This is a genomic window from Kribbella endophytica, from assembly GCF_054781295.1.
Window position 1 is genome coordinate 333,347 of sequence record NZ_BAAGUR010000004.1, and the last position, 21,369, is coordinate 354,715.

At 69.4% G+C, this 21,369-nt stretch carries 22 protein-coding genes; 10 read left to right on the forward strand and 12 right to left on the reverse strand.

Features of this window, described 5'->3' with window-relative positions; all coding sequences use genetic code 11:
• Positions 1 to 24: 24 nt before the first annotated feature.
• Complete coding sequence (locus ACYVIO_RS33415) at positions 25 to 411, forward strand: RNA polymerase-binding protein RbpA (RefSeq protein ID WP_344172121.1); 387 nt, start codon at positions 25 to 27, stop codon at positions 409 to 411.
• A gap of 88 nt (positions 412 to 499) precedes the next feature.
• Here ACYVIO_RS33415 and ACYVIO_RS33420 read toward each other — a convergent pair whose 3' ends face one another.
• From ACYVIO_RS33420 to kdd, 7 genes are all read right to left on the reverse strand, one after another.
• Positions 500 to 1,054 (reverse strand): FxsA family protein, encoded by a 555-nt coding sequence (locus ACYVIO_RS33420; RefSeq protein ID WP_460654937.1) that lies wholly within the window; start codon positions 1,052 to 1,054, stop codon positions 500 to 502.
• Between the two features lie 31 nt (positions 1,055 to 1,085).
• A complete protein-coding gene (lnt, locus tag ACYVIO_RS33425) occupies positions 1,086 to 2,651 on the reverse strand; it encodes an apolipoprotein N-acyltransferase (protein ID WP_460654938.1) in 1,566 nt (521 codons plus the stop codon).
• A 572-nt stretch (positions 2,652 to 3,223) separates the two neighbouring features.
• Positions 3,224 to 3,613 carry a 3-aminobutyryl-CoA ammonia lyase gene (gene kal / locus ACYVIO_RS33430; RefSeq protein WP_460654939.1) on the reverse strand — a complete coding sequence of 130 codons (390 nt, stop codon included), beginning with the start codon at positions 3,611 to 3,613 and terminating at the stop codon, positions 3,224 to 3,226.
• A complete protein-coding gene (kamE, locus tag ACYVIO_RS33435; protein ID WP_460654940.1) occupies positions 3,610 to 4,368 on the reverse strand; it encodes a lysine 5,6-aminomutase subunit beta in 759 nt (252 codons plus the stop codon). Before kamE ends, kal begins: the two co-directional genes overlap by 4 nt.
• Entirely contained in the window at positions 4,365 to 5,933 is a 1,569-nt protein-coding gene (gene kamD, locus ACYVIO_RS33440) for a lysine 5,6-aminomutase subunit alpha (RefSeq protein ID WP_460654941.1), read from the reverse strand. Before kamD ends, kamE begins: the two co-directional genes overlap by 4 nt.
• Complete coding sequence (locus ACYVIO_RS33445) at positions 5,930 to 7,531, reverse strand: amidohydrolase (protein ID WP_460654942.1); 1,602 nt, start codon at positions 7,529 to 7,531, stop codon at positions 5,930 to 5,932. The genes kamD and ACYVIO_RS33445 overlap by 4 nt, the downstream gene beginning before the upstream one ends.
• Positions 7,532 to 7,535: 4 nt before the next feature.
• A complete protein-coding gene (kdd, locus tag ACYVIO_RS33450; protein WP_460654943.1) occupies positions 7,536 to 8,588 on the reverse strand; it encodes an L-erythro-3,5-diaminohexanoate dehydrogenase in 1,053 nt (350 codons plus the stop codon).
• Positions 8,589 to 8,747: 159 nt separating this feature from the next.
• Here kdd and ACYVIO_RS33455 point away from each other — a divergent pair, with 159 nt between their 5' ends.
• From ACYVIO_RS33455 to ACYVIO_RS33465, 3 genes are all read left to right on the forward strand, one after another.
• The gene (locus ACYVIO_RS33455; RefSeq protein ID WP_460654944.1) at positions 8,748 to 10,202 is read left to right on the forward strand and encodes a KamA family radical SAM protein; all 1,455 of its coding nucleotides are present in this window, start codon (positions 8,748 to 8,750) and stop codon (positions 10,200 to 10,202) included.
• A 188-nt stretch (positions 10,203 to 10,390) separates the two neighbouring features.
• On the forward strand, positions 10,391 to 12,073 hold the full coding sequence (locus tag ACYVIO_RS33460) for a hypothetical protein (protein WP_460654945.1): 1,683 nt from the start codon (positions 10,391 to 10,393) through the stop codon (positions 12,071 to 12,073).
• Positions 12,074 to 12,103: 30 nt separating this feature from the next.
• A complete protein-coding gene (locus ACYVIO_RS33465) occupies positions 12,104 to 12,790 on the forward strand; it encodes a class I SAM-dependent methyltransferase (RefSeq protein ID WP_460654946.1) in 687 nt (228 codons plus the stop codon).
• On the opposite strand, the gene ACYVIO_RS33470 is transcribed toward ACYVIO_RS33465, so the two are convergent.
• Complete coding sequence (locus tag ACYVIO_RS33470) at positions 12,787 to 13,206, reverse strand: winged helix-turn-helix transcriptional regulator (RefSeq protein ID WP_460654947.1); 420 nt, start codon at positions 13,204 to 13,206, stop codon at positions 12,787 to 12,789. The two genes, ACYVIO_RS33465 and ACYVIO_RS33470, sit on opposite strands and share 4 nt — an antisense overlap.
• 98 nt (positions 13,207 to 13,304) lie before the next feature.
• On the opposite strand from ACYVIO_RS33470, the gene ACYVIO_RS33475 reads away from it, so the two are divergent.
• Together ACYVIO_RS33475 and ACYVIO_RS33480 are read left to right on the forward strand one after the other, a co-directional pair.
• Entirely contained in the window at positions 13,305 to 13,994 is a 690-nt protein-coding gene (locus ACYVIO_RS33475; protein ID WP_460654948.1) for a DsbA family oxidoreductase, read from the forward strand.
• Between the two features lie 27 nt (positions 13,995 to 14,021).
• Positions 14,022 to 14,681, forward strand: a complete 660-nt coding sequence (locus tag ACYVIO_RS33480) for an FMN-dependent NADH-azoreductase (RefSeq protein WP_460654949.1) — start codon at positions 14,022 to 14,024, stop codon at positions 14,679 to 14,681.
• Here the strand turns inward: ACYVIO_RS33480 and ACYVIO_RS33485 are convergent.
• The gene (locus ACYVIO_RS33485) at positions 14,644 to 15,084 is read right to left on the reverse strand and encodes an Lrp/AsnC family transcriptional regulator (RefSeq protein WP_460654950.1); all 441 of its coding nucleotides are present in this window, start codon (positions 15,082 to 15,084) and stop codon (positions 14,644 to 14,646) included. The genes ACYVIO_RS33480 and ACYVIO_RS33485 overlap by 38 nt on opposite strands.
• A gap of 71 nt (positions 15,085 to 15,155) precedes the next feature.
• Here ACYVIO_RS33485 and ACYVIO_RS33490 point away from each other — a divergent pair, with 71 nt between their 5' ends.
• Genes ACYVIO_RS33490 through ACYVIO_RS33500 form a run of 3 tightly spaced genes read left to right on the forward strand, consistent with a single transcriptional unit; the run spans position 15,156 to position 17,673 of the window.
• The gene (locus ACYVIO_RS33490) at positions 15,156 to 16,082 is read left to right on the forward strand and encodes a 5'-3' exonuclease (RefSeq protein ID WP_460655466.1); all 927 of its coding nucleotides are present in this window, start codon (positions 15,156 to 15,158) and stop codon (positions 16,080 to 16,082) included.
• Positions 16,079 to 16,468: an ankyrin repeat domain-containing protein gene (locus ACYVIO_RS33495; RefSeq protein ID WP_460654951.1), complete on the forward strand. Its 390-nt coding sequence runs from the start codon at positions 16,079 to 16,081 to the stop codon at positions 16,466 to 16,468. The genes ACYVIO_RS33490 and ACYVIO_RS33495 overlap by 4 nt, the downstream gene beginning before the upstream one ends.
• The gene (locus ACYVIO_RS33500; RefSeq protein ID WP_460654952.1) at positions 16,465 to 17,673 is read left to right on the forward strand and encodes a M20 metallopeptidase family protein; all 1,209 of its coding nucleotides are present in this window, start codon (positions 16,465 to 16,467) and stop codon (positions 17,671 to 17,673) included. The genes ACYVIO_RS33495 and ACYVIO_RS33500 overlap by 4 nt, the downstream gene beginning before the upstream one ends.
• On the opposite strand, the gene ACYVIO_RS33505 is transcribed toward ACYVIO_RS33500, so the two are convergent.
• A complete protein-coding gene (locus tag ACYVIO_RS33505; protein WP_460654953.1) occupies positions 17,670 to 17,999 on the reverse strand; it encodes an ArsR/SmtB family transcription factor in 330 nt (109 codons plus the stop codon). The genes ACYVIO_RS33500 and ACYVIO_RS33505 overlap by 4 nt on opposite strands.
• Positions 18,000 to 18,063: 64 nt before the next feature.
• Here ACYVIO_RS33505 and ACYVIO_RS33510 point away from each other — a divergent pair, with 64 nt between their 5' ends.
• On the forward strand, positions 18,064 to 19,074 hold the full coding sequence (locus ACYVIO_RS33510; RefSeq protein ID WP_460654954.1) for a zinc-dependent alcohol dehydrogenase family protein: 1,011 nt from the start codon (positions 18,064 to 18,066) through the stop codon (positions 19,072 to 19,074).
• A 48-nt stretch (positions 19,075 to 19,122) separates the two neighbouring features.
• On the opposite strand, the gene ACYVIO_RS33515 is transcribed toward ACYVIO_RS33510, so the two are convergent.
• Together ACYVIO_RS33515 and ACYVIO_RS33520 are read right to left on the reverse strand one after the other, a co-directional pair.
• The gene (locus ACYVIO_RS33515) at positions 19,123 to 20,112 is read right to left on the reverse strand and encodes a nucleoside hydrolase (protein WP_460654955.1); all 990 of its coding nucleotides are present in this window, start codon (positions 20,110 to 20,112) and stop codon (positions 19,123 to 19,125) included.
• A complete protein-coding gene (locus ACYVIO_RS33520) occupies positions 20,039 to 21,367 on the reverse strand; it encodes a hypothetical protein (RefSeq protein WP_460654956.1) in 1,329 nt (442 codons plus the stop codon). Before ACYVIO_RS33520 ends, ACYVIO_RS33515 begins: the two co-directional genes overlap by 74 nt.
• Positions 21,368 to 21,369 lie beyond the last annotated feature (2 nt).

Consider the following 21,369-nt stretch of genomic DNA (forward strand, 5'->3'; position numbering starts at 1 on the left):
ATGACGAAATCTCGGAGGTTTGACATGTCTAATCGCGTTCTGCGTGGTTCGGGGCTGGGTGGGGTCAGCTTCGAGGACGACCGTGGTGTGGAGTTCGCGCCGCGCCAGATGATCACTTACGACTGCCCGCGCGGTCACGTGGTCGAGGTGACGATGGCGCACGACGCCGAGGTCCCCGCGATCTGGGAGTGCCCCCACTGCGGCAGCGAAGCCGCCCGTTCGACCGGAGAGAAGCCGGAGCCGAAGCAGGAGAAGCCCGCTCGTACGCACTGGGACATGCTGCGTGAGCGTCGGAGCATCTCCGAGCTCGAGGAGCTGCTCGCCGAGCGCGTCCAGCTGCTCCGCAACGGTGAGATCGGTCCGGCGCACCTGCACCGGGCCCGCAACACCACGGGCAAGCGCACCGCCTGACCCACAGCAAGCTCGAACGGGCCGTTCCGCAATGTCGCGGAACGGCCCGTTCGCTGTGTTCAGACCCGGTACGACGAAGTGATGTCCGTCACTTGTCCTGAGGATGATCCGGGTCGATGACCTCGCCCTGGACGACGTTGTCGTCGTTGCGCTGCCGCTGTCCCTCGGCCTGGTCGGCCGTCGGCGGGCGGTAGGTGCCGGGCATGAAGCCGGTGATCGGGTTGCCGCCGAGCTGGGCGACGATGCGGCGGCCGAGGAACGCCGACAGCACCCGACGCGCGAGCGGCCGGGTGAACGGCAGCACGAAGAAGAACCCGAAGATGTCGGTGACGAACCCCGGCGTCAGCAGCAGCGTGCCGCCGACCAGCAGCAGCGCCGCGTCGGCCAGCTCCTTGCCGGGCATTCGCCCGGTGTCCAGCGCGGTCTTCAGCGCGGCGAACGCCCGCCGGCCCTCGCGCTTGATCAGCCACGCGCCGAGCGCACTCTCGACCAGCAGCAGTCCGACCGTGGGCCAGCCGCCGATCACCTGGCCGACCTGGATGATCACGTAGATCTCGACGATCGGGACCACCAGCAACGCCGCCGCGACGAACCAGGGCAGGCCTCGGGTCTTGCGCACTGGTTTACCGGACACGTTGCTCATCGTGCACCTCTCCTACCGCCTCACCGATCGTTCAGACCGGTACCTTCTCAGTGCTGGGGGTCGCCGCCGGAGGGGTTCCCGGATCGACCGGACGGCCCCGACGTCGCGCGGCCAGCGCCAGTACTGCTCCCATGATCCCCAGGCCGGTCAAGAGCCACTGCGGCCAGCCGCCGAGCCGGGTCGCCAGGGTCTGCCCGTCGCGCACCGGAACGGACGCGACGTACACGTCCGGCACGAACTGTCCCGACTTGTGCTCGACCTTCCCGTCCGGCCCGACGACGCCCGAGATGCCCGACGTCGACGCGATCAGCACGGTCCGCCCGGTCTCGATCGCGCGCATCCGGGTGATCGCGAACTGCTGCTCCGGCTGCCCGGTCCCGCCGTACGTCGCGTTGTTGGTCTGCACGATCAGAACCTGCGCGCCGCCCTTGGCCAGGTCGGAGACCACGTTGTCGTAAGCGAGCTCGAAGCAGATCAGGTCGCCGTACGTCACCCCGTTGATCGGCATCAGGCCGGGACCCACGCCGGGCGCGGTCTGCCTGCCGATCATCTCCAGCCGCTTGATGTACGGCAGCAGCTGGTCGCGGAACGGGATGTACTCACCGAACGGCACCGGGTGCCGCTTCGCGTAGCGCTGCCCCGGGCCGCTCGCCGGGTCCCACACGATGCCGGTGGTCTGTCGTTCGTTCGGGCCCGGGCCTTCGGTCACCGCGCCGACCAGGATCGGCACGTTGACGGCCTTCACGGCCGCCTCGATGTCCGCCCGGGTCTCGGCGTCCTTGTACGGGTCGATGTCGGTCGAGTTCTCCGGCCAGATCACCAGGTCGGGCTTGACCTGCGTACCGGCCTCGACCTGGCGCTGCAGGTCCAGCGTCGCGTTCATGTGGTTCTTGGTGACGGTCCGGGCCCGGCCGAGGAACTCCAGGCCCTTGCCCGGCACGTTGCCCTGCACCATCGCCGCGGTGATCGTCTTGCCGTTGCCGCCGGTCGACAGCGTCATCAGCGAACTGCCACCGACGATCGCGACACCGGCCACCAGCGCGACGACGCGCAGACCCAGGGCACTCTTGCGACGCAGTACGGCGTACGCGAAGACGCCGAGCAGCGCGACCACGAAGCTCAGCCCCGCGATGCCGACCAGCGACGCGAGCTTGCCGAGCGGCGAATCCGAGAACGCCCACGCGAGCCGGCCCCACGGGAACCCACCGAACGGCACCGACGCGGTCGCGAACTCGGTGCCGACCCACAGGCACGGGATCCACAGCATCCACAGCTTGTGCTTGAGCACCTGGCTGGCGAGCGCGCCGAAGACGGCGTAGAAGAGGCCTTCGAGGATCGCCAGCGCGATCGCGGCGTCGCCGCCGATGACGCTGAGCCAGGGCACCAGGACGGCGTAGTACGTGATGCCGAAGCCGGCGCCGACCAGGATGCCGCCCTTGACCGAGACGCCGTTCAGCGCCGCCAGGAACAGCGGTACGGCGACCACAGCAAGCCATGGGTGGTCGTGCGGTTCGAAGGCCAGACCCAGCAGGGCGCCCGCGCCGACCGCCACCACGATCCTCGGCACCAGCCGTGCCAGAGCCTTCAACCGGTCCACTCGGGTCCCCTTCGCCTCACCGCCCGGCACCTGCCGGTGCGCACGACGGTACAACGTAGGAGCACCCGGAAGAGATCCGGTCGGTGACGCAGAGGTGTCGTGATGGTGTTACGGCACCGACGCGGCTCGAAAGGCCACTGTCAGGCAAGAGAGAGGCTGCGCTCGTTTGAGAGAGGAAAGAGGCTCGGCCGCCCTTCGGACCAACCGGCGGACCCGCTGGATGCGAGCCGCCCGGCTGTTGTCTACTGGGCGCCGAACCTCTTCCACCTCTGCCCCGCGGGGGGCTGTCCACCGGCGATCTCAGCCCCCGTCGACTCAGGCCTGGCACTGGCCTGGTCAGCGTCGCGGGATCATCCGGTGGCCGAACTTTGTGTGTCCGTTGGAAAAACGAACGTTGACGACTCCCAAAACGATGCTCGCTCGCAGCGGTGGTGTCAACCTCTGCGCCGCCTCCTTCAAGGCGTTGTAACACTTTCGGCTGTCCTCAAGGGAATAACGGCCCTGGGAAACCGAAGTCACGTTACAGAGCCGTCTCGGCACGCAAGGTCATCGTTACCCTGGGCAACTAAATGTCACGCGACCGGGACAACGACCGTTCCGGTCGCCCGGGTGATCAGCAGCGGCTCGGGCAGCACCTCGGCCGCCGACTCGGACTTGTCCGGCCGGCCGCGGCACACGACGTACGCGGCGAAGTCGAGCTCGCGGCTGCGGGTGCCGACGCGGGAGATCGTTGCCGTCACCTCGACCATGTCGCCGGCTCGCAAGGGCTGCAAGAACTGGACATCGGAGTACGAAGCGAACAATCCTTCATCTCCGTCGGCGACGATGCAGACCTCGGTCGCGACGTCGCCGAACAGGCCGAGCACGTACGCGCCGTCGACCAGATGGCCGGCGTAGTGCGCGTGGCTGTACGGCACGTACCGGCGGTGGGTGACCGACAGACCGACCTCGGCGTTGCTCATGCGCTTCTCCTGTTCGGGGTGCGGACCCGCTTCGTCACCAGTACGTCGACCAGGTAGCTGGCCACCTCACCCGGCGTCGTACCGCGACCGAAGACCCGGTCGACCCCGAGGTCGCCGGCCATCTGCTCGGTGAAACGGGGGCCACCGGCAACCAACACCGGCCGCGTCTCCTCCGGATAGGCCTCGCGGAACGCGGCCGACATCTCCTTGGTGTTCAGCACGTGCGCCTCGCGCTGGGTGACCACCTGCGAGACCAGGATCGCGTCCGCCTTCTCGGCCTTGGCCCGCCGAACCAGCTCCGGTACGGCGACCTGCGCACCGAGATTGACCACCTTCAGCTCCCGGTAGTACTCCAGGCCCTTCTCCCCCGCGAACCCCTTGATGTTCATGATCGCGTCGATGCCGACGGTGTGCGCGTCGGTCCCGATGCAGGCACCGACCACGGTCAGCCGGCGGCGCAGTCCCTTGCGGATGGCAAGGTTCGCGTCCTTCGGCGCGAGCAGCGGGTAGTCGCGCTCGATCACCTCGACCTTGCTGGTGTCGACCAGGTGGTTCACCGGCCCGTACACGACGAAGAAGGTGAAGTCCGGACCCATCGGCTTCGCGTGCACGACGAGCGCGGGGTCCATCCCCATCTTGTTGGCCAGCTGCACCGCGGCGCCCTCGGCCCGCTTGTCGTGCGGGACCGGCAGCGTGAACGACATCTGCACCATCCCGTCGCCGGTGGTGTCGCCGTACGGCCTGATGATGCTCACTGCGCCTCCTCGAGCAGCTCGATCGCCGGGTTGTAGTACGCCGCCGACCGGCGGGCCACGCCCTCCAGGCCGCGGCCCGCGTCCTGCGGGCGCTTCATCAGCCCGAAGGTGCCGTCACCGATCGCGTTCAGCAGGCCCTCGTCGACGATCCGGTCCAGCAGGTCGATCGACTCGGCCAGCACCTGCCGCGCCCGGTTCGCGATGAAGCCGTCCGGCGCGGGATGGAAGTCCTCGTGAAGCTTGCCCGCGGCACCCAACACGTACCGGACGTTCTGCAGCGCCAGGTCGCGGTCGGAGATCCACGGCGTGACCACGGCCTCGGTCATCATCCCGACCAGCAGGATGCCCTGCCCGGTCATCGCGCCGACCAGGTTGAAGAACCCATCGAGCAGGTAGCCGCGGAACACGTCACCGGTCATGTGCCGGGTCGGCGGCATCCACTTCAGCGGCGCGTCCGGGAACAGCTGCCGGGCCAGCATCGCGTGCGCGAGCTCCATCCGGAACGAGTCCGGGATCTCCGGGGTGATCTCGAACGCGTGCCCGAGCCCGAGCTGCCAGTCCTCGAGCCCGGCCTCCTTGGCGAAGTACTCGTTCAGCAGCTGCGACACCGTCACCGTGTGCGCGGCCTCGACGGCGTCCGCGGTGGTCAGGTAGTTGTCCTCGCCGGTGTTGATGATGATCCCGGCACGGGCGTGGATCTGGCGACTGAACCGCTGGTCGACGAAGGTCCGGATCGGGTTGATGTCGCGGAACAGGATCCCGTACATCGAGTCGTTCAACATCATGTCGAGCCGCTGCAGCCCGGCCAGCGTCGCGATCTCCGGCATGCACAACCCGGACGCGTAGTTGGTCAGCCGGATGTACCGGCCGAGCTCGCGCGACGACTCGTCCAGCGCCGCGCGCATCAGGCGGAAGTTCTCCTGCGTCGCGTACGTCCCGGCGAAACCCTCGCGGGTCGCGCCCTCAGGCACGTAGTCGAGCAGCGACTGCCCGGTCGACCGGATCACCGCGATGATGTCCGCGCCGGCCCGCGCGGCCGCCTGGGCCTGCGGGATGTCCTCGTAGATGTCGCCGGTGGCAACGATCAGGTAGATCCACGGCCGCTGCTCGGGGTCGCCGTGCTTGGCGATCAGCCGGTCCCGCTCACGGCGCCGCCCGTCGACCTTCTTCATCCCGCCGGCCGCGGCCTTCCGCGCCGCGGCACGAGCCCGTACGGCGTCCCGCCCTTCCGGCAGCCGGAACGTGACCGAGCCCGACGCCGCCTTCTGCGCCAGCACCGACAGGTCCTCGGCCTCGCCGCGGACCAGTGCGTCCCACACCGGCAGCGCCAGCCCGTGCTCCAGGCCGACGTCGGCCCGGACGGTGTCGGCCAGCCGGTTCACCCACGGGATGCCCTCGGAGTCCGCACCGGCCAGGCCCGCCAGCCGCAGCACGGCCCGCTCGACCGAGACCGTCGTGTGCTGCTTGGCGATGTTCACGATCGGCTTGCCGGCCTTGCGCGCCAGACTGCGCGCCTTCCGGACGGTGACCGGATCGAGGTCGAGCTTCTTCACAGCACGGGTCACTGGGACCATCCTTCGGATTCGTACACCAGCCGACCACCGACGGCGGTCCGCAAGCAGCTCGGGACAACAGCTTCGTCACTCAGATCAGGCAGTACCGGTACGCCGGCGCCCGGGTCAGTCGACCAGGCCGCGACCCGCGGGTCCGGCGTCTGGACGACGAGGTCGGCGTCGATCTCCCACACCGCGTACGTCGCCGCCGTACCGGGCGCGAGCACGCCCGCGTCGTCGATCCCGGCCGCCCGCCAGCCGCCACGGGTGTGAGCCTGGAACGCGGCCCGCACGGTGATCCGCTCCGACTCGGTCCGGTGGAACGCGGCCGCACGAACGGCTTCCCAACCGCCGAGCGAGGTCACCGGCGAGTCCGACCCGAAGGCCAGGACGACGCCCGCGCGCTGCAGCGTGCCGAACGGGTTCATGCCCTCCCAGCGGTCGCCCACGCGCTCGGCGTACATGCCGTCCGGACCACCCCAGTGCCCGTCGAACATCGGCTGCACGCTGGCCACGACGCCACACTTCGCGAGCGTCGCGACGACCGCCGCGTCCGGCATCTCGACGTGCTCCAGCCGGTGCCGCGCAGCGAGCAGGGCCGGTACTCCGACCTTCTCGGCGGCCAGCTCGAAGCCGCGGGAAATGTTGTCGAGGGCAAGGTCTCCGATGCAGTGGAAGCCTGCCTGGACGCCCTTCTCGGTGCAGGCGATCACGTGCTCGGCGATCTGCTCGGCCGTCAGGTAGGCGTGCCCGCGGTGATCCTCGCGGTCGGCGTACGGCGCTCGCAGCGCGGCCGTCCGCGAACCCAGCGCGCCGTCGGCGTTCAGGTCACCGGCCAGCCCGGCGAGGCCGTACTGCGTCAGGTTGTCGAAGACGCCGAGCTCACCCCAGTACAAGGTTGCCGAGAGCCCCAATTCGTCCGCGGCCTGGCGGACCAGCGGCAGCTCCCAGACCGGACCGATGTGCGGCGCCGCCATCTCGTGGAACGCGCCGATCCCCCGCTCGGCCATCGCCTTCACGGCCGCCCGCGCGTCGGAGAGCCGCTGGTCGGGTCCGACCAGCTCGCTCAACGCGTCCCGTACGGCGTGGTGCGCGTCGCGCTCGACCCGCCCGCTCGCGTCGTACCCGGCCTGACCTTCCAGTCCCTCGATAGCCTTGGCCAGGGAGGACGAGATGACACCGGAGTGGCCGTCGACGCGGGACAGGTAGACCCGGCGGTCGCCACCGGCGCGGTCCAGTTCCTCGGACGTCGGCGGCCTACCCTCGGGCCACTTCGTCTCGTCCCAGCCGGCGCCGTCGATCACGGCGTCCGTCGGCAGGGTGCCTGCGAATGCGGCAAGGCGGTCGAGAGCCTCGGTCAGGCTGGTCGTGCCGACCAGGTCGAGGCCGGTCAGCAGGGCGCCGGTCTGCGCGGTGTGGACGTGGGCGTCGACGAACGCGGGCGTGACGAGCTTGCCCTGGAGGTCGATCACCTCGTCCGCGCCGTTCGCGTACGACGAGGCGCTGCTGTCGTCGCCGAGCCAGGTGACCACGCCGTCGTCGAACGCGATCGCAGTCGCGTGGGGGTCGGCGGGTGAGTAGACGGAACCGTTCGTCAGAAGTGTGCGCACAGGGCTAATCCTGCCCCTCCGCCTTCAGCCGGCCTTCGAAGAGTCGCCGGACACCCGGCTCGGAGCGCAGCAGCTCGAGCGCGTAGTCGGCGTGACCGGGCACGTAGCCGTTGCCGACGAGCATCGTCACGTCGGCCGCGAGCCCCTCGGCGCCGAGCGCGGCGGCCGAGAACGAGGTCGCCATCGAGAAGAAGATCACAGTGCCGCCGGACGCCGTCGCGAGCACCGCACCGTGCTCGCAGCCCGGTACGTCGACGCAGACCACGGTGATGTCCGCCGGTCCCCCGGACTCCTCGACCGCGGTCGCGAGAGCCACCGGGTCGCGGGCGTCGGCCAGCGCGACGACGTCGGCCAGATCCGCATTGACGAGCCGCTCCCGCTCGACCTCGACCGGCACGATCCCGATCGTGCGCGCCGCGCCGGAACGGCGGGCCGCGGCCAGCGCGAGCGAGCCGGATTTCCCTGCGCCGCCAATTACTGACACGACAGGCTTTATGCCTTTGTCGACATACTCGCGCACCACGCGCGCGGTCAGCGCGGGCGCGCCGCAGACGTCCATCACGGCCAGCGACAGCTCCGGGGCCAGGTCGTCGGGCAGCTTCGCGACGATCGACCGGGCGAACAGGATCGCGTGCCCCTCGGCCGGAACCTGCTCGCTGCGACCGTCCCACCGGCGCAGCCCGTCGGTGATCTGCAGCGGGGTGAGCGTCAGCGAGACCAGCGTCGCGACCCGGTCCCCCGGCTTCACGCCGAGCGGCGACTCCGGCCCGACCTCGTCGACGACGCCGACCAGCATGCCGCCCGACCCGGTGACCGGGTTCTGCATCTTGCCGCGGGCCGCCACGATCTCCAGCACCGCCCGCCGTACGGCCTCGCCGTCGTGGCCGTGCGCCTCGTCCAACTGCCGGTACGACGCGGCGTCCAGGTTCAGCCGCTCGACGGCGATCCGGATCTCATCCGGCCACAACTCGGGATGCGCGTCCAGCCGGGCCGCCGCCTGCGGCAGCACACCGGCCGGCTCGATCACGCGGTGCAGTCCGACGGGGCTCGACGACACGCTGCCTCCAGGGTTCGCGGCTCGGGGATGAGCCGGGCAAAATACTACTGATTCCGGGTCTGCAAAGGAATTCTTGCGGCGTACTGTTGGATCTGAGGGAAGTTCTATCGCTATCCTCACATGAGACCGCATCGCCCGTGGAGCCCCCGGAGGACTTCTGTGACCGATCTGATCAGCCCGGAGCTGACCGTCCCCGACGGCCAGCCGTACGCCTACGCCCGGACGGAGCTCGTCGAGCCCGACTGGACCCGGATGCCGGGCTTCAAGGACGTCACCGCCGAGGAGTGGCGCTCGGTGCAGTGGCAGCGCTCGCACTGCGTGAAGAACGTCAAGCAGCTGCGCGACGTCATGGGCGACCTGCTCGAGGAGCGCGTCTACGAGGACCTGTCCCGCGACCAGGCCGAGCGCGCGACGATGTCGATGCTGCTCCCGCCGCAGATGCTGAACACGATCGTCCCTCAGGGTGCCGCGGACTACACCGAGGCCTTCTACGCGGATCCCGTACGGCGCTACATGCTGCCGATGTTCACGGACCGCCGGACGGACTGGGCGTCGCACCCGCACGCGACGCGCGACTCGCTGCACGAGCACGAGATGTGGGCCACGGAGGGGTTGACCCACCGCTACCCGACGAAGGTCCTGGCCGAGGTGCTGCCCACCTGCCCGCAGTACTGCGGGCACTGCACCCGGATGGACCTGGTCGGCAACTCGACGCCGGTGATCGACAAGCTGAAGTTCACGATCAAGCCGCAGCAGCGCCTCGACGACATGCTCGACTACCTGCGCCGCAACCCCGGCGTACGGGACGTCGTGGTGTCCGGCGGCGACGTGGCGAACATGCCTTGGCCGCGGCTGGAGGCGTTCCTGACCAGCCTGCTGGAGATCGAGAACATCCGCGACATCCGGCTGGCCACCAAGGCGCTGATGGGCATGCCGCAGCACTGGCTGTCCGACGACGTCCGTACCGGCGTCGAGCGGGTCGCCACCATCGCCCGGCAGCGTGGCGTGATGGTTGCCATGCACACCCACGTGAACGCGGCCCAGTCGGTCACGCCGCTGGTGGCCGAGGCGACCAAGGCGATGTTCGAGGCCGGGCTGCGCGACGTGCGCAACCAGGGCGTGCTGATGCGCGGCGTCAACGACTCGGTGCCGCAGCTGCTCGACCTGTGCTTCGCGCTGCTCGACGGCGCCACCATCACGCCGTACTACTTCTACATGTGCGACATGATCCCGTTCTCCGAGCACTGGCGGGTCTCGGTCAAGGACGCGCAGCACCTGCAGCACGGCATCCTCGGCTACCTGCCCGGCTTCGCGACGCCGCGGATCGTCTGCGACGTCCCGTACGTCGGCAAGCGCTGGGTGCACCAGCTGTCCGAGTACGACGAGGTGCGCGGCATCTCGTACTGGAAGAAGAACTACCGGACCGGGATCGAGCAGCAGGACCCGGAGGCGCTGAACCGCACCTACGAGTACTACGACCCGATCGACACCCTGCCCGCCGAAGGTCAGGACTGGTGGCGTACCCACGCCGGCGACTCGATCGCCGCCGCCACCGAGCAGGCCGCGGCCTCCCGCGCCGCCGCTGAAGCCCAGAAGCTGCTGCCCATCGTCTGATCGCGCAGCACCTGATCGGCTTCCGCCGGTGCCGCCGCACAGGGGTCAGCGGCACTGGCGGAAGACTTACAGTTCTGCAACTTCCTGCAACGAACGACCCGCGACAAGGTCGGTGCTCCCGGCAACCGCTAGCGTCGGCGGACGAATCAGCCGGCTCGGGGCCGGCTGCTCGTTCCCGGGAGTTCGCTGTGCGCTTTGTCAGGTTCCTGCTCGGCCTCTTGCTCGCGCTGCTCGGCCTGGCCGTCGCCGTGGTCGGCGCGTTCACGGCCTTCTGGCTCGTCGGTCCCGACGACACGGTGTACGCCGGGGAGCAAACCCTGACCAGCAAGGGACTCGCGATCGCGAGCACCCCCGACCTGCTCGACCGGCACGGGCCGACGCTGCACGTGAAGGCGCACTCGGCGGACGGTTCGCCGGTGTTCGTCGGAGTGGCCCGCGACCTGGACGTCGCGAGCTACCTGAAGAACAAGGCGTACACGTCGCTGGCGCAGGTCGAGTACCCGATCGCCCTGACGACGCAGGAGCGCAAGGGCACCACCGATCCGCTGACCGCACCGAACTCCTTGGACTGGTGGTCGGCGAAGGCGAACGGTCCCGGGACGCAGTCGATCGCGTGGCCGATCGAGGACGGGCCGTACGACGTCGTCATCCTGCGGGCCGACGGCAAGCAGGCGCTGGATGTCCGAGCCGACTTCGGGATCGAGCTCAACGGGGCTTTCCTGGCCGGGCTGGGGATTCTGGTCGTCGGGCTGCTGCTGCTTGCTGGTGGGGTCCTGCTGATGGTCCGGCGCGGTGGCAGCTCGAAGCCGCAGAGCGTGCCGACGGCAACCACGACGGCGACTCCCGACCAGCCGGTCGGCGCCGGGCAGTTCGGCAGCGGGCCGGGAAGCGGCGGGCAGGTCCGGCGGGTGCTGGCCGTGCCGCTCGTGCTGGCGTTGGCGACCGGCTGCTCGGCGATTCCTGCGACGGACACCGTCGACAGCCTGACCCGGCCGGCGATCACCGCGGACAGCGCGACGGCGGTGATCAAGCACTACAACGACGTGAACAACGCCGCCAACAAGGCCCGCAACGACAAGCTGATCGCGACCATCGAGTCCGGGCCGCTGCTGCGCGCCAGCCAGGCCGGCTACACGATCGGCCGGGCCACCGACAAGGCCGGCAAGAAGGTCGACGGGCCGTTCAGCTACACCGCGCCGAAGATCGGCGCGCCGTCGTACGGCGGATACCCGATGTCGTTCGTCACCTTCTCCGGGCTCTCCAGCTCCAAGGACCACACGCACCTGGGGATGTGGGAGCGCGAGTCCGCGGGCAGCCCGTGGATCCAGACCTTCTCGGCGGCGCCCAGGACGACCACGAAGATCCCGGACCTCACTGGACTTCGCGTAGCGACCAAAGCGGACTCGTCCAAGCTCGTCGCGGCTCCGGAGGCCGCGGCGAAGGCGTTCGCGCAGTACCTGACCGCGGGCGCGAAGGCCCCCCAGGCGGCACAGTTCGCGCCGTCGCCGGACGTCAACGCGGTGCTGGCAGATGTGGCCAAGAGCAAGCAACCGGCCTCGAACAACGCGAAGGCGATCCGCAAGGTCTCCGCGACCGTCACCCTCCCCAATCCGCCGGCCACCTTCGTCGCGGCCTCGGGCGAGGCACTGGTCTTCGCGACCCTGAGCAACGCCTACGTGCTGGAGACTCAGCCCGGCTTCTCGTTCTCGTGGGGGACGTCGCTGCAGTCGGCGTTCAGTACGACGCAGTACGACAACGCGCTCACCAGCACGACCCAGTACCAGGTCGCGCTCGCCGTACCGGCCAAGGGCGGCGGCAAGATCCGGGTGCTCGGCGTGGACACCCAGCTCGTCGACGCGGGCGGGTACTGAGCCGCTACGGGGAGCGACTAATCTGTCGCGGTGACTGAACACCTTGCCGCCACGAGGTCGTCGTACGACAACGTCGCGGACGCGTACCACGAGCTGGTGAAGGACCGGATGGCCGGGAACCCGATCGAGCGGGCGATGCTGACGGCGTTCGCGGAACTGACCGGCGACCCGATCGTGGACCTCGGCTGCGGCGCCGGGCGGACCACGGGCTTCCTGAAGGCCGTCGGCTGCGACATCTCCGGGATCGACCTGTCGCCGAAGATGGTCGAGCTGGCGCGCAAGAACTACCCGGGCGTGACGTTCGAGGTCGGGTCGATGACCGAGCTGCCGTTCAAGGACGGCGAGCTCGGCGGCGTACTGGCGTGGTACTCGACGTTCCACATCCCGCGCGAGGAGCTGCCCGGGCTGTTCACCGAGTTCGCGCGGGTGCTGCGGCCGGGTGGGCGGGTGCTGATCGGGACGCACTCCGGGCAGGACGAGACGCTGCAGCCGGAGAAGGCGTACGGCGTTGCGGTGAGCTACACGGCGTACTTGTACCGGCCCGAGGTGATCACCGAGTTGCTGGCGGCGGCCGGGCTGACCGTCACGTCGTTGCTGACCGAGCCGGGGAGTACGCCGGGGCGGGGGTACGCGGCGTTCATGGCGCAGAAGACGGCGAGCGAGGAGCCGGTCGTTCCTGAGGACCCGGAGGCCTCTGAGGAGCCGGCTGCCGGCTAGGCCTCGGTCTGGTCGAACGTCGCCTGGCGGCGGCGAATCTCCTGGTGGTGGTCGGCCGACCAGGCGGCCATCGCGAGCACGGTCGAGAGCAGTGACGTGCCGATGTCGGTCAGCGCGTACTCGACGCGGGGCGGCACTTCGGCGTACGCCGTCCTGCTGACGATTCCGCTGCGCTGCAGCTGCTTGAGGGTCAGCGTCAGCATGCGCTGGGAGATGCCGGGGATCGCGTGCCCGAGGTCGGAGTAGCGGATCGGGCCGTCGGCGAGCGTGCCGATGATCAGCACGCTCCACTTGTCGCCGACCAGGTCGAGGATCTCGCGGATGAAGTCGGCGTCCCGGTCACCCCAGTGCTCGCACGGGCCGGGCGCCCGGCGCACGGCCGCCCGGACGTTCGTCCGGGCCTTTCTGCCTTCCACGGCAACCTCCCACGCACATGAATGTGCCTTTTGTAAGCCCTCTGATTCTAATGCACAGTGGGGTTACGAACAGAATGTAAGTATCAGGAGGAACCCCTATGAAGATCGAGTTCTGGTCCGACGTCGTCTGCCCGTACTGCGGCCTGATGGACAACCGGCTGCACCTCGCGATGGAGCGCTTCGAGCACGCCGACGAGGTCGAGATCGTGCACCGGTCGATCCAGCTCCACCCCGACCTGCCGCGCGAAGGCGTCACCCAGCGCGAACTGCTGCGGATGCACAACATGCCGGCGTCGACCGAGACCACCGTCTTCGGCCCGATCGAGGCCGCCGCCCACGCCGAAGGCCTGGCGTCGTACCACGCCCTCGACCGAACGCTCGGCCCCACGGACTACGCGCACGAACTCCTCGCTTTTGCGACCGCCCAAGGCCGCGGCAACGAGGTCTGGACCGCCATCTTCCACGCCCACTTCGGCGAGGCCCGCAAGTTCTGGACGCTGGAGGAGGTCCTCGCCTTCGCCGCCGAACTCGGCCTGGACGGCGCCGAGGAAGCCCTCACCACCCGCCGCTACCGCGACGCGGTCGCCGCCGACCAGCTCGAGGCCGAACGCCTCGGCGCCCACGGCGCCCCCTTCATCGTCATCGACCACAAGTACGCCATCCCCGGCGCCGTAGGCCTCGACCAACTACTGACCGCGATGAACCAGGCCTGGACCGACACCCACCCCGTCCTCCAGGTCGTCGGCGGCAGCGAGGGCGCCTGCGGCCCCGACAGCTGCGGAATCTGACCACCTTCCATCGAAAGGCACCGCCTCGTGTCCTACCTGCTCCGCATCGACGCCTCGGCCTCCGGTGAGGACTCCCTGTCCAACCAGGTCGCCGACACCTTCACCGAGGCCTGGTCCGGCGACGTCGTCCGCCGCGACCTGGCCGCCCAGCCGCTCGGGCATCTCGATGCCGACGGCATCAGCTCCCGGGTCGTCCCACCGGACTCCCACACCCTCGCGCAGAAGCTTGCGGCCGTCGTACAGGACGACCTGGTCGAGGAGTTCCTCGGCGCCGACGCCTACCTCTTCGCCGTGCCGCTGTACAACTACACGATGCCGTCGGTCTTCAAGGCCTGGCTCGACCACGTGATGATCGTCGGCCGGACCATCGGCCTCCAGCCGTCGCCCACCAAGGGCCGCCCCGCCGTACTCGTCTCGGCTCGCGGCGGCGGCTACGGCCCCGGCGCCCCGATGCACGGCAAGGACTTCCTGGTCCCGACCCTGGAAACCATCCTGGGTGACCCGGTCCTGATGGCGCTCGACGTCCGCACGATCACGCCCGAACTCACCTACGCCCGCACGATGGATCCGCTGCGTCACCTGCTCCCCCAGCACGAGACGTCGCTGCAGGAGTCCCACCGGCAGGCCTCGGCGTACGCCGAGGAGCTGGCTAGAGAGCTGGTGGGCGGCGTTCGTACGGGGTGCTGAGGACGATCGTCGTCGTCGTGGAGACGTTGGCCCGGGCGCGGATGGTGGCCAGGAGGTCCTCGAGCGCGCCCGGGGACGCGACGCGGACGATGAGGACGTAGCTGGAGTCGCCGGCGACGGAGTAGCAGGACTCGATCTCGCGGACGTCGCGGAGGCGCTCGGGTGAGTCGTCGGGCTGCGAGGGGTCGATCGGGCGGATCGAGATCAGCGCGGTCAGCGGGAGGTCGAGCGCGGAGTGGTCGATCGTTGCCGCGTACCCCAGGATGATGCCGCGCTGCTCCAGCCGCTTGACCCGCTGGTGCACGGCCGACGTGGACAGGCCCGTCGCCTTGCCGAGGTCGGTGAAGCTCATCCGGCCGTCCGACGCCAGCAGCGCGACAATTTTGCGATCCAGGTCCTCCACGCAGGTGACCCTACTGCCCCGGGCCGCTGGCATGAAAGCATCACCCCATGGCTGAGACACCCCAGCGGCTGATGCTGCTCGACACCGCGTCGCTCTACTTCCGGGCCTTTTTCGGCGTCCCGGACACCATGAAGGCGGCTGACGGTACGCCGACGAACGCGATCCGCGGGCTGCTCGACTTCATCGCGCGGCTGGTCGACAACCACCACCCGACGCACCTGGTCGCGTGCTGGGACGACAACTGGCGGCCGTCGTGGCGGGTCGAGCTGATCCCGTCGTACAAGGCCCAGCGGGTCGAGTACGTCGCCGCCGGTGGTGAGCAGGTCGAGGAGGTGCCGGACCGGCTGGAGGTGCAGGTGCCGTTCATCCGCGCCTGCCTGGACTCGCTCGGCATCGCCATCGCCGGCGCGGCCGACCACGAGGCCGACGACGTGATCGGCACGCTGTCGCACCGGTCGACGATGCCGGTCGACGTCGTCACCGGCGACCGGGACCTGTTCCAGCTGATCGACGACTCGCGCGGCATCCGCGTCATCTACACCGCGGCCAAGGGTGTCGGCCGGGCCGAGGTGTACGACGAGAAGGCGCTGCTCGCCAAGTACGACATCCCCGCCCACCGGTACGCCGACTTCGCCACGCTCCGCGGCGACGCCTCCGACGGCCTGCCCGGCGTGAAGGGCGTCGGCGAGAAGACCGCCGCATCGCTCGTCACGGCGTACGGCGGCCTCGCGGAGATCCGCGCCGCGGCGGCCGACCCGTCGACCCCGATGTCCCCGTCGGTCAAGCGCAAGATCGTCGACGCGAGCGACTACCTCGACGTAGCCCCCAAGGTCGTCGCCGTCGCGACGGACGCCCCGGTCAACCTCCACCACCCGGAGATGCCCACCGAGGTCGCCGACCCGCAACGCTGGCTCGACCTGGTAGAACTCCTCGAACTCGGCAGCAGCGCCCAGCGGGTGATGCAGGCACTGAAGGTCGGCCCCAAGGACGGCCTGTGACCGACGCCGAGAAGCTCGCAGAAATAGCGCACTTCGTCTTCGATCTCGCTCGGAACGGCGAGGACGAGCGGTTGGCTGCCTATCTCGACGGTGGTGTGCCCGTCGACCTGACCGATGCCTCCGGCAACACTCTCGTGATGCTTGCCGCGTACAACGGTCGTCCCTCGACCGTGACGCTGCTGACCGACCGCGGCGCCGACGTGAACCGGCTGAACGACCGCGGCCAGTCCCCCATCGCCGGGGCGGTCTTCAAGGCCGAGCCGGACATCGTCCGCACCCTGCTCGCCGCCGGCGCCGACCCCACTGCCGGATCCCCCAACGCGCTCGACACCGCGAAGATGTTCGAGCAGACCGACCTGATCGCACTCCTGGAGGGCACCGAGTGACCAGCACGACCCGCGACCTCGCCGAGCAGTTCCGTCCCGAGATCGTCGCGCTGCGCCGCGCGCTGCACCAGGTCCCGGAGTACGACCTCGACCTGCCGAAGTCGCAGGCGCTCGTTCTCGAAGCGCTCGTCGGCCTCGACCTCGAGATCACGCTCGGCAAGGAACTCTCCTCCGTCACCGCCGTACTGCGCGGCACCGCACCCAGCGAAGGCGTCCGCCCGGTCGTCCTGCTCCGCGGCGACATGGACGCCCTCCCGGTCACCGAGCGGACCGACGTACCGTTCAAGTCCACGCATCCCGGCATGATGCATGCCTGCGGCCACGACCTGCACGTCGCCGGCCTGTTCGGCGCGGTGAAGATCCTGCACGCGATGCGTGACCAGCTCGCGGGCGACGTGGTGTTCATGTTCCAGCCCGGCGAGGAGACCTCGGGCGGCGCGCCGATCATGATCCGTGAGGGCGTGCTCGACGCCGCCGGTCGCCGCGCGGACTACGCGTACGGCCTGCACGTCGGATCCGCCGGCCAGCCGTTCGGCATGTGGAGCAGCAAGCCCGGTTCGTTCATGGCCGCGGCCGACCAGCTGCACGTCCGCGTCGTCGGCGCGGGCACGCACGGCTCCACGCCGCACCGCGGTAAGGACCCGATCCCGGTCGCCTGCGAACTGGTGACCGCGCTGCAGATGATGATCACCCGGCAGTTCGACGTGTTCGACCCGGTCGTGCTCACCGTCGGGCGGATCGCCGGCGGCACGAAGGAGAACATCATCCCGGACGACGCGTTCTTCGACGCGACGATCCGCACGTTCTCCGAGGAGACCCGCGCGAAGGTGCAGCGGACCTCGACCCAGCTGGTCGAGTCGCTCGCGGCCGCGCACGGCCTGACCGCCGAGGTCGACTACCTGATCGGCTACCCGGTGACCGTCAACAACCCGGAGCAGTACGAGTTCGCCCGCGACACGATCGTCGACCTCTTCGGCCCCGACCGCTTCCGCGAACGCGTCAACCCGCGCTGCGGCGCCGAGGACATGTCGTATGTCCTCAACGAGGTCCCCGGCGTCTACCTCAACCTCAGCGCCTGCGCGATCTCCGACCCGGACGCCGCCGCCGACAACCACTCCCCCTTGGCCAACTTCGACGACGCGGTCGTCCCCGACGGCTCCGCCCTGCTCGCCGAACTCGCCGTACGCCGCCTGACGCGCGGCTAGTTCACCCGAACACTGGACTCGGCAGCGACGATCGAGTCCAGCAGACCCGGGAACACCCGGTCCACCTCGTCGCGCCGCAACGTGTTCAACCGCGACGTCCCCAAGTAGTACTGGCGAATCAGCCCGGCCTCCCGCAACACCTTGAAGTGATGCGTGGCCGTCGACGTACTCACACTGAGGTCGAACCCACCGCACTTGATGTCGTCCGTCGACCGCGCCAACTGCGTGACGATGCTCCGTCGTACGGGGTCGACGATCGCCTCCAACACTTGCTGCAGCGCGATGTCCCCGAGCTCCGGGTGCGGTGGGATCCGTGCGTCGTTCACACCCTCATAGTACGACACTCATCATAGTTTGACAGCCATCAAACTTCGCGCTTCACTGATCCGGGTGACGAGCGAGCAGGCAACAGTCGTGCGATTCCACGAACTCGGCGGCCCGGAAGTGCTGCAAGTGCAGCAGCATCCGATCGCCGAACCCGGCCCAGGCGAGGTGCGGATCCGCGTGCAGGCGATCGGCGTCAACCGCGCCGAGGCCCTCTTCCGCAGCGGCCACTACATCGAGCCCGTCCGGCGTTTCCCCGCCGGGCTCGGCTCCGAGGCCGCCGGCGAGATCGAGCTCGTCGGCCCCGGCGTCACCGATCTCAGTCCAGGCGACGCGGTCAGCGTCGTACCGGCGTTCTCCCAGAACGACTACCCCGTGTACGCCGACCGCGCCGTCGTCCCCGCCGCGGCAGTCGTCCGCCGCCCCGACACCGTCGACGCGATCACCGGAGCGGCCACCTGGATGGCCTTCCTCACGGCGTACGGCGCACTTGTCGAGGTCGGCGACATCCGCCCCGGCGACACCGTCCTCCTCAACGCCGCCTCGAGCAGCGTCGGCCTGGCGATCATCCAGGTCGCCAACCACCTCGGCGTCCGCACGATCGCACTCACCCGTACGGCGGCCAAGGCCTCCGCCCTCGTCGACCACGGCGCGACCCACGTGATCGTCACCAACACGGAAGACATCGCCGAACGAGTCCTCGAACTGACCGCCAACCAAGGCGTCCGCATGGTCCTCGACGCCGTAGCCGGCCCCGGCATCACCGACCTCGCCCGCCTGGTCGCCCCCGAAGGCACCCTCCTCCTGTACGGCGCCCTCAGCGGCCAACCCACCCCGTACCCCGGCGTCGACCTGGGCCTCCCCGCCCTCAACCTCCGCTCGTACACCATGCACGAGACCAGCCGCGACCCGCTCCGCCTCGCCCGAGCCGAAGCCTTCATCACCGCCGGCCTCACCACCGGCGCATTCGCCCCGGTGATCGCCGCAACGTTTCCGCTCTCGCAGGTCGCCGACGCCCACCTGCAACTCGACAAGGGCGCCCACCTCGGCAAACTCGTCCTCACCGTGCCGAACTGACGACCCGTCAGGCGGCGCGCGCTTCCACCACCGCTCGGTGAAGGCCTGTCAGGTCACCCGAGCTTCCAGCCACTCCATGAAGGCCTCGTAGTCGGCGCTGATCGACATCGCGATCTCGATGCCCTCGGCATCGAGTCTCATCCGGGCCAGCGGATCCAGCGCGACCCGTTGCCGAACGAATCGGACCCCCGGCCAGAGCACGGCGGCGGCCAGGGTCAACGCGTCGTGCTGCATCGATCCGGGGTACCGCTCCATCCACCGGTCGCAGTGCTCCCGCAGCACCGAGGCCCACGGCGGACTCCCGGCCGCGGTCCACTTCTGGTAGATCGGCGACCCGGGCAGGATCTCCATCGCCGGGTTGAACGTCACGTCCGACACCACGAAGGTCGGCACGGACAGCTCCAGCACCGGCAGCATCCGGATCACCGCCGCCGGATCCATCCGGAAGTTGTGCTCGGCCCGGGACGGATCCCGGTAGTTGACCGCGCCACCCATCTGCGTGACCACCATCTTCGCGACCAACTCGGGGCGCTTGTCCTGCAACTCGGCGAGGTTCGACAGCGGCCCCATCCCGACCCAGCGCACCGGCCCCGGCGTGGACGCGCACACCGCTTCCACCGCGCCCACCAGATCCTCGCTCTGCTTGGGCACGTCCTGCGGAAACAGCCCGTCCACGAAGTACAACGGTTCGTCCTGCAGATCCGCCCCGGCCACCACCGGCACCTCCGGCCGCCCGGCCAGATTCAGCAGATGCCGAACGAACCGCGCCCGCTCCCCGCCGTACTCGTCGCTGGTCACCACCAACGCCAGTTCAGGCACACTCCGAGCCGCAGCGACAATCGCCACCGAGTCGTCCGGATCCCCACCCGCATCCGTGTCGACGATCATCGGCGCGAACGCGACAGCAGGCGGCCCGACCGCAGGCGGAGGCCCACCCGGTGCATCGCCGATGTCCCCGAACTCCTCAAAGCTCTCGCTCGTCTCCACGATCGCGAGCCACTCCTCGATCGGGTCCCCGTCGCCCCGGCTGCCGCCCATGCACATCTCCGCCCGTCTGTACTGAGTTGAGGACATTCTGTACGAACACCTGCTTGTCTTCGTCACCGCAACGGTCGTACGCCGCCCAGATCGCCTCGGCCCGAGGCTCCGGCAGCCGAGCCTTCTGCAAGGTCCGCTCGAGCAACTCCGCGTGCTGCTTGTCGCCCCGGTGCACGAACGAGTCGAGGAACTCCATGAGCCTCGGATCAACCTCGCCGCCACCGATCCACGCCCGAATCTCGCGGCGGTACCGCGTGACACCGGTCTCCAGCCCGGTCCGGTAGTCCCGGCCCGCGTCCCGCAACGCGGCCGTGTGATTGGCCCGGTCCGCGATCGCATACAGATTCACCACCTTGACGCCCTCACGCACCCGCAGCGATCGAAGCCTCGGTGAGATCCGGCCGCGGCTCAGGCCCAGGAACAGCTCCGGCTGATGGCGCTGCCCCGTCTGCACAGGCCGGCCAGCGGCGATCCTTACTGCCGTCGCCATCGGCCCGTCCAGCAACTCCTCCACGGCGTTGATGGCCAGCTGGTGCGCGAAGGTCTTCGACTCGTCCGCCGGTAGCTCGTAGAACGGCTTGCCCTGCCGCGTCTCGGCAGCACGCAGGTGGACCTCGTACCCCTTCTTGCTGCCCGGATGGGGATCATGCGGCGATTCGCCGAAGATCGCGTACCGCCCGGTGAAGGTCGTGTTCGGGTACACGGCCCCGAGCAGTTCCTGCACCGTGCCCTTGAAGCTGGTGTCGAACACCGTCACCCGGCTTCGGGATCTGCCGACCGGGACGCCACCCGCGTGCAGGTACTCACTCAGCACCCGAAAGCCACCGACCGTGTCCGCCGGATCCACCCTCGGCGCCACCCGTCGATAGCCGTCCACCTGCGCGAACCGCTGCTTCGTGTGGCGCTCGAGATCCTGCAACGCGTTCTCGACCAGAGCGCGCGAAACGACCAGGTTCGACACGTGCCGCTGGTAGAAGGCCGGCTCGAGCCGGCGCATCGCGATCGCCAGACTGTGTCCATCGCGCCCGAGGGCCAGGACCCGATCGGTCCGCCGCGACCCGACATCGTCGCGCAGGTCAGCCAGCATGTCGTCGGCGATCCTGACGACGAACGGCGCGGCGAAGTCGTAGGTGACCGTGTAGGCGTCGTACAACGTGGTGAAGTCGCGGTCCTCGGTGAGCCCGAGCTTGGTGCCGAAGTGCCGGGCCACGGCGAGGCCCCGGTGGCGGGCCGGTTCCGGGCGTTCAGTGGGCATGC